Source organism: Streptomyces sp. CNQ329 (assembly GCF_000482585.1).
In genome coordinates, this window is the sequence record NZ_AXVU01000011.1 from 84,799 (window position 1) to 99,710 (window position 14,912).

Here is a 14,912-nt window from a genome sequence, read left to right on the forward strand (position 1 = left end):
GGCTGCCGGGCCGCGAGTCCTCTTACGTGACGGTCCAGCGCTGGTTGCCGCTGTTGGTGCAGGAATAGAGCCGGACCTGGCTGCCGTTGGAGGTTCCGGCCGCGTCGAGGCAGAGGCCGGACTGGACGCCGACGATGGTTCCGTCGTCGGTCACCTGCCATTTCTGGTTGTCGCCGCCCCAGCAACTGTAGATCTGGATCGCGGCGCCGCTGCTGCTGCCGGCGGCGTCCAGGCACTTGTTTCCGTAGACCCGTAGCTCACCGTCGTCGGTGGCGGCCCACAACTGGTTGCTGCCGCCGTGGCAGTCCCATATCTGGAGCGGGGTGCCGTCGGCGGTGCCCTCACCCGACACGTCCAGGCACCGGCCCGACTCGACGCCCTTGATCTGTCCGGAATCGTCAGGCGGCGTGGTGGAGCCGCCGTTGAGAGCGTTGAGGACGGCGTCGTAGGCGGGCTTCTTGCTGCCGTCGTTGTAGAACAGCAGCGGCGTGTCCTGCGCCCGCCAGGAGTCGCTGTCGCGCACGCCCCAGACGGTGATGCCGAGGCAGCGTTCGACGGCCAGGCAGTCGTTGGTCACCGCGGCGTAGGTGTTCGGCGAGGCACCCTGGATGTCGAGCTCGGTGACGGCCACGTCGACGCCGAGGTCGGCGAAGCTCTGCAGGGTGGTGCGGAAGTTGCTGTTGTAGGGGCTGCCGCTGTTGAAGTGCGACTGGAAGCCGACGCAGTCGATCGGTACGCCGCGCTGCTTGAAGTCCCGGACCATGGAGTAGACGGCCTGCGTCTTGGCCCAGTTCCAGTTCTCGATGTTGTAGTCGTTGTAGCAGAGCTTGGCGTCCGGGTCGGCGGCGCGCGCGGTCTCGAAGGCGACCTCGATCCAGTCGTTGCCGGTGCGCTGGAGGTTGGAGTCGCGCCGCGCTCCGGAGTTGCCGTCCTCGAAGGCTTCGTTCACGACGTCCCACTGGGTGATCTTGCCCTTGTAGTGGGCCATCACGCCGTTGATGTGGCCGATCATCGCCTGGCGCAGGTCGCTGCCGCCGAGGCTCTGCATCCAGCCGGGCTGCTGGTTGTGCCAGGCGAGGGTGTGGCCGCGCACCTCCTTCCCGTTCTGCACCGCCCAGTTGTAGACGCTGTCACCGGCGCTGAAGTTGAACTGCCCCCGCTGCGGCTCGGTGGCGTCGATCTTCATCTCGTTCTCGGCCGTCACCGAGTTGAACTCGCGGCTCGCGATCGACGTGTACTGCGAGTCGCTCAGCCTGCCCGAGGCGATGGCGACGCCGAAGTACCGGCCACTCTGCGCCGCCGCGGCACCGAGCGTACTCTCGGCCGCGTCCGCCTTCGGCGGTGCGGCGAGCGTCGCGACCGCGCCGAGGACGACGGCGACCAGCGCCAGCAGCAGGCCCCGGAGTTTTCGGCCGACGGGGGGTCTGGGAAGGGCGTACGAGCCCATGACTGTGCCTCCAAGCTAGAGATCAAGGAAGGACTGATGCGCAGGGGACTGCGTCGCCCCGGACGGTCCCGGCCGGCACGGACAGATCAGCTCGGCGGGTGGCGTACGCCGGGCGGCCAGGTCTCGGCACGGGCATGGCGGGGCTCCACAGCGGCTCAGCCGGGGGCCGCCACGCGGCGTCCCTGCCTCGCCGACTGCGCGAAGAGCCAGGACGCACGGTGCGAACCTCACCGGGGACGGAACGGGGTGGCACAGGTGCGTTGGTGCGGGGATCTGCCGTGCAGTGCGGGGCCGCAGGATCCGGGATTTCGAACTCTTGTCAGCCCCTCAGACAAGGATGATTGAGGCCTTGACCGTGGATCGTCAACACCTGCGCAGAAAAAGTTTCCGCTCCATCTTCGAAAATTTCGAACGCCCACGCACGGGCCGGCGTCGCCGCGGGGAGGAACCGCGTACCGCGTCGGGGCGTTGAAGGAGCGAGACGCAGGAACAGCGGGGTCCGGAAGCGCGGAGTGAGACCCGGTTGACCACCCCGGAATCGTAAAATCTTCCTACAAATGGCCGGAAACTTTGGCATAGGGGATGTAACCGGCTGCCGATACGTCAGCCCTCTTCCCTTTTCGTCCCGTTCCACCAGGCGTCGCGCTCGCCGCCCCGGAGCAAGATCGGCCAACCTCCGGTGACCCGCACCGACCGTGTTGTCATGTTCTGGACGCGTTCCTAGCCTTGAGAGCGTTTGCACGACGTGTTTCCCGCCCCGCTGCACGAGTGCCACCGCCCCGACCCGACCGGCTGCCGCCCGTACGGAGGGAAACGGCCGGACGGCGCTGGCCGTCGCGAGGCGTCTTGGATGGAGATCCGAGCCCACTTCTGACCACCAGGGGGAGATTCTTGTGCGCATTTCGAGGGCCAGGGCCACCTACAGGCTCTGCGTCACGGCGTTAGCCGGCGCGAGCCTGCTCGTCCCTCTCGCGGCGGCGGCCCACGCCGCCGACCGTCCACCGTCCCCGGCAGTCGTGTCGCTCCCGGCACCGGCGGCCGGCGAGTCCGTCACCGGACCCGAGCCGGCACCCGCTCTGACCACGACGACAACGGGGCAGGAGGCCCCGGGGCTGCTGCTGACGACCCCGATCAACTTCGGCCTCAACGCCGGGGTGGCGGCCATCTACGACAACGACGGCCAGCTCATCTGGGAACGGCCCGGCAGCTACTTCACCATGGCCACCAACGAGTACCGGGGCCGGCCTGCCCTGACGTTCTACGACGTGGACCGCAGCGCGTACCTCGTGCTGGACCAGTCGTACCGCGAGATCGCCGCCATCACCATGCGGAACCAGCCGACGGACAACCACGAACTCGAGTTCAGCCCCGACGGCTCCCGCGTCCTGATCCAGGGCTACGTCCCGACCCCCTACGACCTCAGCCCGTGGGGCGGCCCCGCCGACGCGACCGTCGTCGACACGGTGATCCAGGAGCAGATCGTCAAGACCGGCGAGGTCACCTTCGAGTGGAGCGCCCTCGACCACGTCCCGCCCGACGAGACCACGGAGCCGATGAGCGGTTCCGCGGACCTCGACCTCTACCACTCGAACTCGCTGGACTACGACACGGACGGCGACATCCTCACCAGCTTCCGCAACACCAGCACCGTCTACAAGATCGACATCAGCACCGGCGAGATCGTCTGGCGTTTCGGCGGTGAACGGAGCGACTTCACCTTCGACGGCGGTGCGGCCGACATGCCCAGCTACCAGCACGACGCGCGGCGGCAGCCGGACGGGCAGCTCACGCTCTTCGACAACGGCAACACCCACAGCCCTCAGGAGTCGCGCGCGGTGACGTACACCCTCGACGAATCCGCCATGACCGCCACGGTCGCGGAGGACCTCAGGGACGACCCGCCGTCCTTCACCTCGATCACCGGCAGCAACCGGCAGATGGGCAACGGCAATCAGCTCGTCTCCTTCGGCGTCACCGGGCGCATGGTCGAGTTCAGCGGCGACCGGCCCGTCTTCACCGGCACCTTCCCCGCCGGCTGGTTCACCTACCGCACGGAGCGCGCCGACGACTGGACCGGCACCCCGGCCGCCCCGCCCGACGTCGTCGTCAGCGACCTCGCCGAGGACGGCAGCCGCACGATGAACGTGAGCTGGAACGGCGCCACCGAGGTGGACGCCTGGCGCATCGAGGCCGGGCCCAGCAAGCACAGGCTCACCAAGGTAGGTGTCACGCCCAAGACCGGCTTCGAAACGGCGGCCGAGTTCTTCGCCCCCGAGGACGCCGACGTGTTCCGCATCACGGCCCTCGACGACTCCGGGAAGAGACTCGGCAGCCGTACCGTCTCCGGCTCCTGACCCGCGACTGCCCGGAGGGCCGGGCCGCCGCGCCCGCAGAGCACCCGACGCACACGAAGCGGCGGGTGCTCCGGGCGCCGCGCGTACCGCGGGTGAGGCGCCCGTCCGGCGACCGGCCGGCGCCGGGGGCAGGCCCGCGTACGCCCCGGGCGGCCACCCGCCGCCGCCATCCGCGGCCGGAGTCGGGCGGGACGGCGTCGTGCCGCTCACGCGCGCCTCCTCCCCGCTCGCCGGCGGGAAGCCGCATAAGAGCCTGACCGCAACGAATCCTGCCCCTCAGCAGGTGTACACCGCAGAAGGGAACAAGCATGACCCACTTATCCCGACGAACCGCGTTAGGCGGTCTCATGGCGATCGGCGCCGGGACCCTCTTCGCCGGCACCGCGCAGGCCCACGCCACGGCCCTCGCACCGGCCGGCGGCATCGGCCACCGCCGGGTCGCCGCCCGGGCGGCCTCGCAGCAGGACCCGCCGAAGCTCGACGTCCGCACTCGGCTCCCAGGCACCGCGCCCGGGCTGCTCTTCCTCACCCCCCAGGGATTCGCGGCGCCGACGATGCCGCGCGGGCCGCAGATCGTCGACGACAAGGGCCGGATGGTCTGGTTCCGCCAGATCCCCAACGGCACGTTCGCCACCGACCTCCGCGTCCAGACCTACCGGAACAGCCCGGTGCTGACCTGGTGGGAAGGCACCGCGGGGGTGGGCGGGATCGGCGACGGTGTCTGCCACATCGCCGACGCGTCCTACACCATCGTCGCGACCGTACGGACGCCCACGCCCGGGGGCAGGCTCGACCTCCACGAGTTCCTCCTCACCCCGGAGGACACGGCGCTGATCATCACCTACCGGGAGGTGCCCCACGACCTCACTCCCGTCGGCGGGCCCGCGGACGGCACGGCCTGGGACTGCATCGTGCAGGAGATCGACGTCGAGTCCGGGGCAGCCATCCGCGAATGGCACGCCCTCGACCACGCCGCCCTCGAAGAGTCGGAGATGCAGTACCGGCAGGGCACCGGCGCCTTCGACTACTTCCACGCCAACGCGGTCTCGCTGGACGTGGACGGCAACCTGCTCATCTCCGGCCGCAACACCAGCACCGTCTACAAGGTCGACCGGGTGACGGGCGAGGTCATCTGGCGCCTCGGCGGCTCGAACAGCGACTTCCAGCTCGGTGAGGGCACGCCCTTCATCGGGCACCACGACGCGGAGGGCGAGGGCGGGAACGTCTACCGCGTCTTCGACAACGCGACACACGGCCCGCCGGGGGGCACCTCCCGTGTCATACGGATCGAGGCGGACCCGGAGCTGGGTACGGCCACGCTCCTCGACGAGATCACCCACCCGGACGTGCAGACGGTCGCGGCGGAGGGCGGCACCCACCGGCTGCCCAACGGCAACACGCTGGTGAGCTGGGGGCACGCCAGCCGCGTCTCGGAGTTCTCACCCGACGGAAGGCTGCTCTTCGACGGCACGTACGAGGCGGGCATCAGCAGCTATCGGGCCTACCGTTTCGCGTGGCGGGGCCGGCCGGCCCGCGCCCCCCGGGTCACCGTGGACCGCGCGTCCGGTGACGTGCACGCCCTCTGGAACGGCGCCACCGGCGTCGCGGCGTGGCGCGTCCTCGGCGGCGACAGCCGCGCCCGCTTCGGTGCGGTGGCGCGGGTGCCGTGGAACGGGCTCGACACCGCCGTGCCGCTGCCCGGCTCCCTCCGGCGGGAGCTCGACCACGTCCAGGTCCAGGCCCTGGACGAGCGGGGCAGGGTGATCGGCACGTCACCGGTCACGTCCTGGGACGACGCCCTCGCCGGTGCGAGCTGACGACGATGGCCCCGATGCCGTACGCGCGTCTCACGCACGTCGCCTTCCACACACCGCCCCTGGTCAAGATGGCGGACATCGCCGCCTTCACCGGGCCCGACGACGGCGGCGGCGCCGTCGCCCAGGTCATCGGCAACTCCGCCATCGACACCAAGGGCATGGCCGTCACCCCGCAGATCGAGGACCCCAGGCGGTGGCCGACCAGGCGGCGGATGGCCCGCGGCCTCCTCGAAGCCCGGAAGCTGGGCAGAAAGACCATCTCCCGGGCCCTCGACGAGGCCGGGCTGCGCCCCGAGGACGTCGGCCTGCTGGCCACCACCACGACCACGACCCACTCCGCCCCCGGACTCGACGCACTCGCCTCCGAACTCGGCATGCGCGCCGACGTCCAGATCCTGTCGCTCGGCCCCATGGGCTGCTACGCCGCCCTGCCCGCCCTGTCCGTCTGCGCGGACTGGGTGGCCCTCCACCGGCGGCCGGCGGTCCTTCTCGCCGTCGACCTCTTCTCTCCGCACGTCCAGCCGCCCCCGTACGACAAGGAAGCGGCCGTCGTCCTGACCCTGTTCGGCGACGGCGCCGCAGCGGCCGTGCTGAGCCCGGCCACACCCGGGCTGCCCGGGGTGGACGTCATCGACCGCGAGCAGCTCACCGACCCCCGCCCACGCCGCCGATCTCCAGGTGCACCTCGGCGACCTGGGCCTGCACATCACGCTGAAGCCGTCCATGCCGGACGTCGTCGCCGCGTCCGTCGCCCTGCCGGCCAGGGCGGTGCTCGAACGCCACGGGCTCGGCTGGCACGACGTGGCGTGGTGGGCGGTTCATCCGGGCGGGCGCCGCATCCTCGACCGGGTCGAGGAGGCGCTCGAACTCCCGGAGACCTCGATGGCCGTCTCCCGCGGCACGATGCGTGAGTTCGGGAACACCGCCGCACCGGCCGTACTCGGCGTGCTGGCGCGGCTGCAGTCCACCAGACCACTCGCGCCCGGGGAGCACGGAGTCGCTCTCGCCTTCGGCCCCGGCGCCACGGTGTGGGCGACGCTGCTGCGCGGTGCGTGAGCAGCGTTCACCCCCCACTTCTCCTCCGGAAGGAAACACCCGACATGCTCGACGTCTTCGGCACCGGTGCCGGACGCACCGGCACGATGTCACTCAAACTCGCCCTCGAAAAGCTCGGCTTCGGCCCGTGCCACCACATGCTGGCCATGCTCGACAAGCCCGACGAAATCCCCTTCTGGGAAAAGGCGGCCGACGGCCGGGCCATGGACTGGTCCGAGGTCTACGCCGGCTACCGGTCGAGCGTGGACTGGCCCGGGGCGCGCTACTGGCGTGAGATCGCCGCCGCCTTCCCGGCGGCGAAGGTGATCCTCACCGTCCGCGACCCGGAAAGCTGGTACGAGAGCGTCAACTCCAGCATCTACGCGGCGGCCGTGGCCCCGCCCCCGCCGGACGCCGCCCCGGTGTACGAGCAACTGCGGCTGATGTCGCTGCAGACCGTCTGGGACGGCGTCTTCGACGGCCGGTTCGCCGACAAGGACCACGCCATCAGGGTCTTCACCGAGCACAACGACGCCATCGTGCGGGAGCTCGACGACGACCGCCTCCTCGTCTTCGAGGTGAACCAGGGCTGGGGTCCGCTGTGCGCGTTCCTCGACGTCCCCGAACCCGAGGAGCCCTTCCCGCACAGCAACGACAGGGCGCAGTTCGCCTCCATGGTCAAGGAACACACGGAGGGCACGGAGCGCACCGCGCACGACGCCTCCTGACCCACGGCGCCGGACGACGCGAGCGGCATACGGGCCGATGCCCGTATGCCGCACCCCCCTCATGCACCGTCACCCGACGCCCCGGGCAGGACGTCCGGCGGCTCAGCCCGGCAAGCGTCCGGGCGGTGGTCATCGCGTCCCGGGCCGTGAGGTCAGGGGTTGCACAGGTGAGGGACGGCGGGGGCGTTGCCCGGCGCCGCCGGGCCGGTTCAGGAACGGATACCGGACAGGGCCGCTTCGACCAGGTCATGCCCCAGGTCGGGGCGGACCCCGTCCGGATTGGTCAGGTCGTGGTCGGCGTACCAGCCGGCGTCGGCCTCCGGGTGGGGCCCGACGACGGCGACGTGCCCCTCGCCGTACGGGGCGAGAGCCGCCGCCGGCAGGGCGTTGTCGTACGTGGCGATCACGGTGGCCGCCTCGTCGGTGAGCGTGAAGTAGGGCCCGTCCTGGAAGTACATGTGCCGCCGCCGGCCGCGCCAGCGGACGGGGATGACGGTATCCGCCGCCGTGTGCACCGACGCCCCCGGCGAGGCGATGTACGCGTCGGTGTCACCGGGCAGGAGACCGAAGCCGGGACTGCAGCCGGCCAGGTAACCGCCCATGCAGAAGCCGAGATAGCGTCCTCCGCCGCGCACCCAGCGGCGAAGCGGACCGGCGAAGGCACGCATCTCCCGCCAGGCCGCCGTCACGTCGTCACCGCCCCCCGGCTGGGCGTAGACATCCGCCGCCGCCAGCGCCGACGCCGTCAGCGGCACGTCTTCGCCGGGGCCGCAGTACCGCACGACCGGGGCCGACGGCGCACTCCGTAACAGCGCGGCCACCGCCTCCGCACAGCCCGCGCACGCAGCCGGCCCCCGGTAGACCAGAGCATGCGGCCGCGGCTGCCGTCCGGAAGGTTCCCCGGCCGATCGCCGCCGCCCGCACCCGGACTGAACACCCGTCGAAGCAGCCGCCGCAAGGGCACACGAGAGCAGCCGGCGCCTGTCCATACGGCGAACGTGGACGGTGAACCCACCGCCCGTCAAGTTCACCGCGGCCGTCCGGGCCGGCCGGAGTCAGCTTCCGACCGCGAACTTCTCACGAAGCCGCAGGTGACTGGGTATGGTGCGGCTATGCGGTCACATGACTACGCGGCGGTGTTGCCGTTCCTGAGCGACGTCGAAGTCGTCGCCTCCACCGTCGTCGCCGTCTGTACCGCGATCACGGGCGTCGTCGCTGTCACCCGCGCCATCCGTTCCAACCAACGGGCGGTGCGGGCGAAAAGCCTCAAGATCGGCTGGCAGGTCGATGCAGGCCCCGGCTCGACAGGTGCCCTCGTCCTCAACGAATCCAACGGCACCTTCCAGAAGTTGGTCGTCACGGTCACCTGTGGCACACACCTGCGGACGGCCCGCAAGGACATCGCCATCCTCAGGGCGGGCGACCAGCATCTGTGGCCGAGCGACGACGTCCACCGGTCGGTGAGCCCCCGGCGGCCTCCCCAGGAGGCCTTGCCGAGGCATTACGGCACACCGCACGACGTACAGATCACCTTCCGGGACGGCAAAGGCTACTGGTCCTTACACGAAGAGCAGCTCGACCGGGTGCGGTCGCTGGTGGTCTGGGCGGAACGGACCCGGGCCCGCACGCTGGCGAAGTACTTCGGGCGTTCCAGTTCTTTCCGCAGAACCTACGCGGTCTCCGTCACGGTGGAGTCGTTCGACCGCACCGAGGCGCTGGAAGAAGCGCTCACAAGACTCGTCGCGACCGGCCGCCCACCACACGGCTACCACGTTCCGGATGTGGTCGCCGGGCCGCACGACTGGATCGGGCGCGTCGTACAGGAAGGCTCGGTACTCGAACCGCCGTTCAGCCGCGCGGGGCTGGCACGGATCTCCCCCGTCGCCGTGGAAGCGCTCACCAGCCGGGAACAGCTCTACGCGATACCGTACGTCTTCGACAGCGTGGCCATGATCCGCAACAACGCGCTTGCGGGCGGCGGTCCGATGCCGGCGACGTTCGACGAGGCCGTCCGGGCGGGCGACGCAGCCATCCGGGCCCAAGGGATCGAGGACGGCGCCGGAGTCGCGCTCCAGGTCGGCCCCCCTGACGCAGCGGGGAACGCCGGCGACCCGTACCACATGTGGCCGCTCTTCTCGAGCTGCGGCGGGACGTTCTTCGGCCTGCGCAGGACTCCCCCCGAAGCGGGCGGCGCCGACAGGTTCGAGGACATCTCGGCGTGGCGCGAGAACTTCGTCAACGCGTTCGTCCGGCTGAGCGAGCTCGGCATCGGCCCGGGCGGGAGCGGCGCGCTGAACCCGGACCTCGGCCGCGCGGAAGCATTGCCGCTCTTCTTGGAGGGCCGCGCCCCGTTTCTGGTCTGCTCGTCACGAGCCCTCGCCTCGATCAAGGACCGGCGCATGGACGTGAGCGTCGCGGCCGTACCTCCGCTGGGTGACAGGCAAGCCGTGTCGATGGTCTCGGTGTACGGCTTCTACATCTACCGGGACGCCCCGAACATCCCCGCGGCACGCGACCTGGTGACCTCCTACCTGTCCCAACCGGACGCGGGTGACGACCTCAACAAGCTGCAGCAGCTTGTCCCCGTCCAGGAGGAGGCGATGGGCACCGTCGCCGCCCGGGACGCGACCCTGCGTCCGTACATCGGCCAATGCCACGACGGCCAGGTGATGCCGTCGTGGCCGGAGATGCGGGCGGCGTGGCAACTCCTCGGACACACCGAGTACAAGGTGCTGGCCGGCGAGGGCGACCCGCACGCCGTGGCCGGGGAAGCCGCCGACGCCGGATGGGAACTACTCCGGGAGGCCCGGTCCTCGGGATAGACAACCGGCTACAGTCACCAGGCCAGCTCTCGGAGGGCCCACGCAGACGCGGACCGGCCGGCACCTCACGGACGATGGCACTTACACACCCAGCGCTGTATTCGACTACGCCCACCCACTTGTCCGGGCCCAGCAGCAGACACGACTTCTCGTCGAGCCGGAGCCCGCCCTCAGCCTGATCCACCCGGAACCCCTGAATAAGTCGATCAGAATGCACACTTCCCGCAGTGATTAATACCCCTATTCGATCGATTCGCAGGGAATTAGTCCGCTGATGAATTCACCGAAGGTGCTGGCCACTCGACGGGGAACGCGGTCTTCGTCCACGTATGCGACAGCAGGTTCGCCCGCAGGGCCACAGTGAGAGTAGTCCAGCATGACCGTATCATGCCCAGCGGACGGGGTGTCGCAAATCACCACACCGATCTCCGGATACCCCCACTCCGAGATCAGATAATGGCTGTCCTTGCCCGAAGAAAGGGCGATCCCCCACGATCCCCCAATTCCCCGGATCCCGCTGATCTCAAAATGATCTATGGCCCAGGAAGTCGGAAACGTCGTGGGAAAGCAGCGGCGTCGCGGAGTTCCACCGTTCCGCAGGACAAGGACGTCGACGTAACTTCGCGGTAGTCGCACCCCCAGGACTTTCTCCGCTCGACGGATCATGTCGCCATCGACAGGAGGACCAGTGTAGTAATCGCTGTCTTCGAACAGCTCCGCCATCAAAAACCTCCCGTATGCCCTGTTTGAGCATGGACTTTCCTGTCGATCAACTGCATGAGCCCGCTGTCTTGATGATGATGCCATGTGTATCCCGCTGGCGTAGCGCGCAACCCTGCAGCTTGATTTGCCAGCCTGAAGTCCTTCGACCGGCTACCGGTCAGCTGAATCCTAACGTCCGGAACCTGTGGGTGACGCCAGGCAGAGAAGTCCGGGAATCCGTTCGCATCGAATGGCACGCCCGAAACCGGGTGAGTTTCTCCAGCGAGCTTCCCGTTCCGCACCTTCGGTACGTCACCGTTTGCACAGTTGCATGTACTTGGGTGCTGCTGAACAGCTCCCCCGCAATTGTGAACGAGGACCGGCGTTGACCCCGCGAGCGTGTAGTACGTGTGGATGTCGTTGATCGTGAGGTCGTGGGTGCGTTGGCGCTTGGTGTAGTAGCGAACTTCCTCGACCGTGGCGCCGGCGCCGTCCGGAGTGCGGAGGGTCTGGCCTGGCGTGAGGCCGCCGGCGTTTACCCAGCCGTTTTTCTCCCCCGTCCAGAACGGATGCGTGGTGGTGGACGCCAGGGTGGTGTTGCGACCGTCTGCCTTGATCGTGAGATCGACGAAGTCCTTGTCGTCCTCCGTGGTGATCGTGGCCACGATCTCGCGAATCTTGGTCTTTCCGGTCGCGGAGTCGGTGACGACGACCTTGTCGCCGATCTCGAGATCCTCGATGGGCTTGGTGCTGCCGTCGGCCAGCAGCACCCGGGTTCCCGGGACGAAGCTGTGGCACTTCTTCGCCGCCTTGATGAGCTTGACCGGCTTGAGTGCCTTGGCCCAGGGCAAGTCGAGGGCAGCGGAGCCGCAGGCGCCGGTGAGATCGAGGTTTTGCAGGCACTCCCTCCAGGCACCGACGTCAGGTGCGACGATGGAGAGCGCCAACTGGTCGAAGGGAGTCGGTTCCCGGTCCAGCCAGCCAAGGTCGCCTGCGGCGCCACAGAAGTCCACGTCTCCCGAGGCGGTCTCCCCTGGTCGGCACCTGGACTGGAGGTACTGATCCATCCGGTCATCCACACTGAGCGTCGGGTACATCCGCTCCAGTTCGAGGGCCGTGGGAAGCTTGACGCCCTCCATCCAGACGGCCCCGCCCTCCTGGACGAAATCGATCGCCTGAGATGGGTTCTGCGACGAGCAGTTGCCGGTGCAGGGATGGCTCACGGACGGCCGGCCTATGACCCCGCCGCCGGTTTGGTTCATGCCGTTGCCGCGGCTGCCGTCCGCGCGGGTCTGGCCGCTGCCGCAGCTCACGCCGCTCGGGGACCCCCTGCCGCAGTCGAGTCCCAGGCCGGTGGGGTCCTTGCAGGTCAGTGGGTTCTGGGCTGCGTAGGTGTAGCCGTTCAGGGTTTGGGGTTTGTCGAGTTCGAGGAGCGGGTCGACGCTGATGAAGCGGCCCAGCTCCGGGTCGTACTCGCGCGCGCCCAGGTGCTGCAGGCCGGTGCTGGCGGTGTCGTCGGTGCCGCCGACGAAGCCGCGGGTGCCCGGCCATGACCCCGGTTCCGGGTCGCGGGGAGCGCCGAAGGGGAGCTGCGGCGCTGGTCGAGGTTCTGAGTGGCCGCCTCGATGGCCAGTTGGCCGGTGACCTTGTGGTCGGCGCGGCGGTGGTGCCTGTCGAACGGGGGAGGGAGAGCCGGCCGCGGGGCCGTACGGACTGCGGAGGGCCCGGGCGGGCCCCGCGGACCGTAGTGCCGCGGGGCCCTGCTCAGCCGGTACGGGGCTCCGGGCGGGTCACCGCATGGCCCAGCCGAACCGCGTGCCCACGGCCGGCAGGCCGTCCTTGCCGGGTTCGTAGCTGGTCACGGCGGAGGTGTCGGGCCAGCCGCGTACGTTCGCCCACGGCAGCGCGTGCATGGCGCCGTACGGGGACGGGCCGTAGGGCATGCCGACGTACAGGTTGCCGCCGGTGGCCTGGATGTGGGCGCCCACCTGCTGGTTGGCGCCCAGGCTGCCGGGGAGCCCGGCGGAGCCCGTCTGGATCCAGCGGTCGGTGTCTCCCGGGGACCACAGGGGTGCGAACGTCTGGACGGCGCCGGTGTTCGCGATCCCGCTGAGGTCTTCGCCGGGAACGCCAACGGCCAGCGCGATGTTGTCGGCGGAACTGAGCTCCTTCGGCCTGGTGTTCACCGCGGCGAAGGTCGCGCCGAAGCGGTCGCCGTTCTCCGGTCCGCCGGCGACGCCGGCGTGGCCCTGCCAGATGGTGCTGTGCTGGCCGATGGCGCCGGCCGCGGTCACCTGGATGGTGAAGACGCCGCCGGAGTCCGCGTAGCCGACGCCGTCGACGGTGACGTCCTCACCCGGCGCACCCACGAAGAAGATCGAGTCGGTGGCCGCGGCGGAGCCGGCCGGCCGGTAGGGGACTCCGGCCAGGCCGTCGGAGAACCGGTCACCGGCCTCGCCCGCGCCCGTGACGTCGTCCTGGTCCTGGTTCACCACTCCGAGCGGCCTGGGGGCGCCGGCCGTGGACAGGGCGTGTTCGAGAATCTGCACCCCGCCCGCGTCGGCTTCGCTGCCGAGGCCCTCGCCCGGGACGCCGACGGCGATGTGCTGTGGTGTGGCCGCGAGGGTGGCACCGAAGTCGTCGCCCGGCTCGGGCCCTCCGGACACCCCGTCCTTCCCCTGGACGAGCCCTTTGTTGACGGTCCCCCGCAGGTAATAGGCCGTGCCGGCGTCGGCGTCCTCTCCGGGGGCCCCGATGACCAGGTAGGGCTCGCCGGTGGTCGTGTGCCCGGCGGCCAGCGCGGCGCCCATGCGGTCGCCGGCTTCGCGCAGGGACGCGGCGATGTCGCCGGAGCCGGAGCCCTGCTCGTAGTTGACCGATGCCTTTCCGGTGGTCAGGCCGCCGGGGGCGCCGTAGAGGAGGCTGGCCATGCCGGCGTCCGCGGCGCCGCCGAGATCCTCGTAGGGGATGCCGACGACGAGGTCCGTGCAGCCGTCCTCGTTCTCGTCGTACGTGGCCAGTGCGCGGCCGAACTGGTCGTTCGCCTCGGCTCCGCCCGGGACGGCGTCGAGGTTCTGGGTGATCTCGGCGACACCCTTGCCACCGCCGTGGACGATGCGTACGACGCCGGCGTTGGCGACTCCGTCCACCGTGACGTTGGGGTCGGAGATCGCGACGTCCTCGGCGCCGTCGCAGTTGAAGTCGGTGTACCGCGGGCGCCCGACCGTATCGTCGACCCACGCGCGCAGGTCGTCGACGCGGGCGCTGACGGCACTGTTCGGGGTGCCGTCCGCGGTGTCGGTGCCGAAGCAGCCGACCTGGTAGGAGCGGGAGCTGAGCGCGACGAGTTCGGCGGTGCCGTTCGTCACCCGGACGGCGGGGCCGCCGGTGTCGCCGGCGCAGACCGCGGCGCCGTCCTTGCCGGAGAGGGTCAGATCGGGGGTGCCGACGGCGTCCACGGTGAAGGCGCCCGTGTGCAGCTTGTCCGGGGCCCAGTCGGCGCCGGTGCGACCGTAGCCGGCCACCTGCAGCTCCTCGCCCGCGGCGGGTGCGGTGGCGCTGACGGCCACCGGAGGTATGCCGGACACCGGCCGGGCCAACCGGGCCAGGACCACGTCGCGGCCGGCGTAGGGCACCAGCTCGACGACGTCGCGGACCTGGCCGGAGGACGTGTCGGACACGTCGGTGCGGCCGATGGTGGCCACGGTCTTGTCCTTCGGCTTGCCCGCGGCGACGGCGATGCCCGCGGCGGGGTCGTCGGCGAAGCAGCTCGCCGCGGTGAGCAGCCACTCCCGCTCGACCAGGGCGGCGGAGCACCCGCGCTGGAAGTCTCCGATGACGAGCCTGCTGGTGAAACCGTAGGTGTTGTCGGCCTGCGGGCTGCCGACGACGGCTGCGGCCGGCGTCGCGGCCAGCGCGAGCGGCGCCGCCGTGGCGACAGCGGTGAAAGCGGCCCACACGCCTCGGGCGGCACGGGGGGTACGGGGTTTCCTCATGACCTCTTCCTC

10 protein-coding genes and 2 pseudogenes are annotated in these 14,912 nt (G+C 70.1%); 6 read left to right on the top strand and 6 right to left on the bottom strand.

All coding sequences use genetic code 11. The features are described from left to right. Window positions 1-22 precede the first annotated feature (22 nt). Window positions 23-1,447 carry an endo-1,4-beta-xylanase gene (locus I003_RS0110085; RefSeq protein WP_027771417.1) on the bottom strand — a complete coding sequence of 475 codons (1,425 nt, stop codon included), beginning with the start codon at window positions 1,445-1,447 and terminating at the stop codon, window positions 23-25. Between the two features lie 1,016 nt (window positions 1,448-2,463). On the opposite strand from I003_RS0110085, the gene I003_RS31835 reads away from it, so the two are divergent. The 5 genes and pseudogenes from I003_RS31835 to I003_RS0110105 all read left to right on the top strand — a co-directional run bounded on the left by I003_RS31835 (window position 2,464) and on the right by I003_RS0110105 (window position 7,381). After that, window positions 2,464-3,801 carry an arylsulfotransferase family protein gene (locus I003_RS31835; protein WP_051368167.1) on the top strand — a complete coding sequence of 446 codons (1,338 nt, stop codon included), beginning with the start codon at window positions 2,464-2,466 and terminating at the stop codon, window positions 3,799-3,801. Window positions 3,802-4,109: 308 nt separating this feature from the next. Next, window positions 4,110-5,618, top strand: coding sequence for an arylsulfotransferase family protein (locus tag I003_RS31840; protein WP_078563871.1), 1,509 nt, complete (start codon window positions 4,110-4,112; stop codon window positions 5,616-5,618). A gap of 212 nt (window positions 5,619-5,830) precedes the next feature. After that, window positions 5,831-6,154: pseudogene (locus tag I003_RS36810) on the top strand (3-oxoacyl-[acyl-carrier-protein] synthase III C-terminal domain-containing protein); the annotation flags it as partial. Window positions 6,155-6,296: 142 nt separating this feature from the next. Then, window positions 6,297-6,674 (top strand): 3-oxoacyl-[acyl-carrier-protein] synthase III C-terminal domain-containing protein, encoded by a 378-nt coding sequence (locus I003_RS36815; RefSeq protein ID WP_486584157.1) that lies wholly within the window; start codon window positions 6,297-6,299, stop codon window positions 6,672-6,674. A gap of 44 nt (window positions 6,675-6,718) precedes the next feature. Beyond that, entirely contained in the window at window positions 6,719-7,381 is a 663-nt protein-coding gene (locus I003_RS0110105) for a sulfotransferase (RefSeq protein WP_027771418.1), read from the top strand. Window positions 7,382-7,590: 209 nt separating this feature from the next. On the opposite strand, the gene I003_RS0110110 is transcribed toward I003_RS0110105, so the two are convergent. Then, complete coding sequence (locus I003_RS0110110; RefSeq protein WP_486584158.1) at window positions 7,591-8,202, bottom strand: BPL-N domain-containing protein; 612 nt, start codon at window positions 8,200-8,202, stop codon at window positions 7,591-7,593. A 291-nt stretch (window positions 8,203-8,493) separates the two neighbouring features. Here I003_RS0110110 and I003_RS0110115 point away from each other — a divergent pair, with 291 nt between their 5' ends. Further along, window positions 8,494-10,203 (top strand): extracellular solute-binding protein, encoded by a 1,710-nt coding sequence (locus I003_RS0110115; protein WP_037720514.1) that lies wholly within the window; start codon window positions 8,494-8,496, stop codon window positions 10,201-10,203. Window positions 10,204-10,443: 240 nt separating this feature from the next. Here the strand turns inward: I003_RS0110115 and I003_RS34650 are convergent, their stop codons facing one another. The 4 genes and pseudogenes from I003_RS34650 to I003_RS0110130 form a co-directional block, all read right to left on the bottom strand. Continuing rightward, a complete protein-coding gene (locus I003_RS34650; protein ID WP_078563873.1) occupies window positions 10,444-10,926 on the bottom strand; it encodes an SMI1/KNR4 family protein in 483 nt (160 codons plus the stop codon). Continuing rightward, window positions 10,926-12,218 carry an HNH endonuclease gene (locus I003_RS31850; protein ID WP_078563875.1) on the bottom strand — a complete coding sequence of 431 codons (1,293 nt, stop codon included), beginning with the start codon at window positions 12,216-12,218 and terminating at the stop codon, window positions 10,926-10,928. The genes I003_RS34650 and I003_RS31850 overlap by 1 nt, the downstream gene beginning before the upstream one ends. Window positions 12,219-12,311: 93 nt before the next feature. Continuing rightward, a pseudogene (locus tag I003_RS36820) lies at window positions 12,312-12,431 on the bottom strand (RHS repeat-associated core domain-containing protein); the annotation flags it as partial. Window positions 12,432-12,695: 264 nt separating this feature from the next. Then, complete coding sequence (locus I003_RS0110130; RefSeq protein WP_027771422.1) at window positions 12,696-14,900, bottom strand: S1 family peptidase; 2,205 nt, start codon at window positions 14,898-14,900, stop codon at window positions 12,696-12,698. Window positions 14,901-14,912 lie beyond the last annotated feature (12 nt).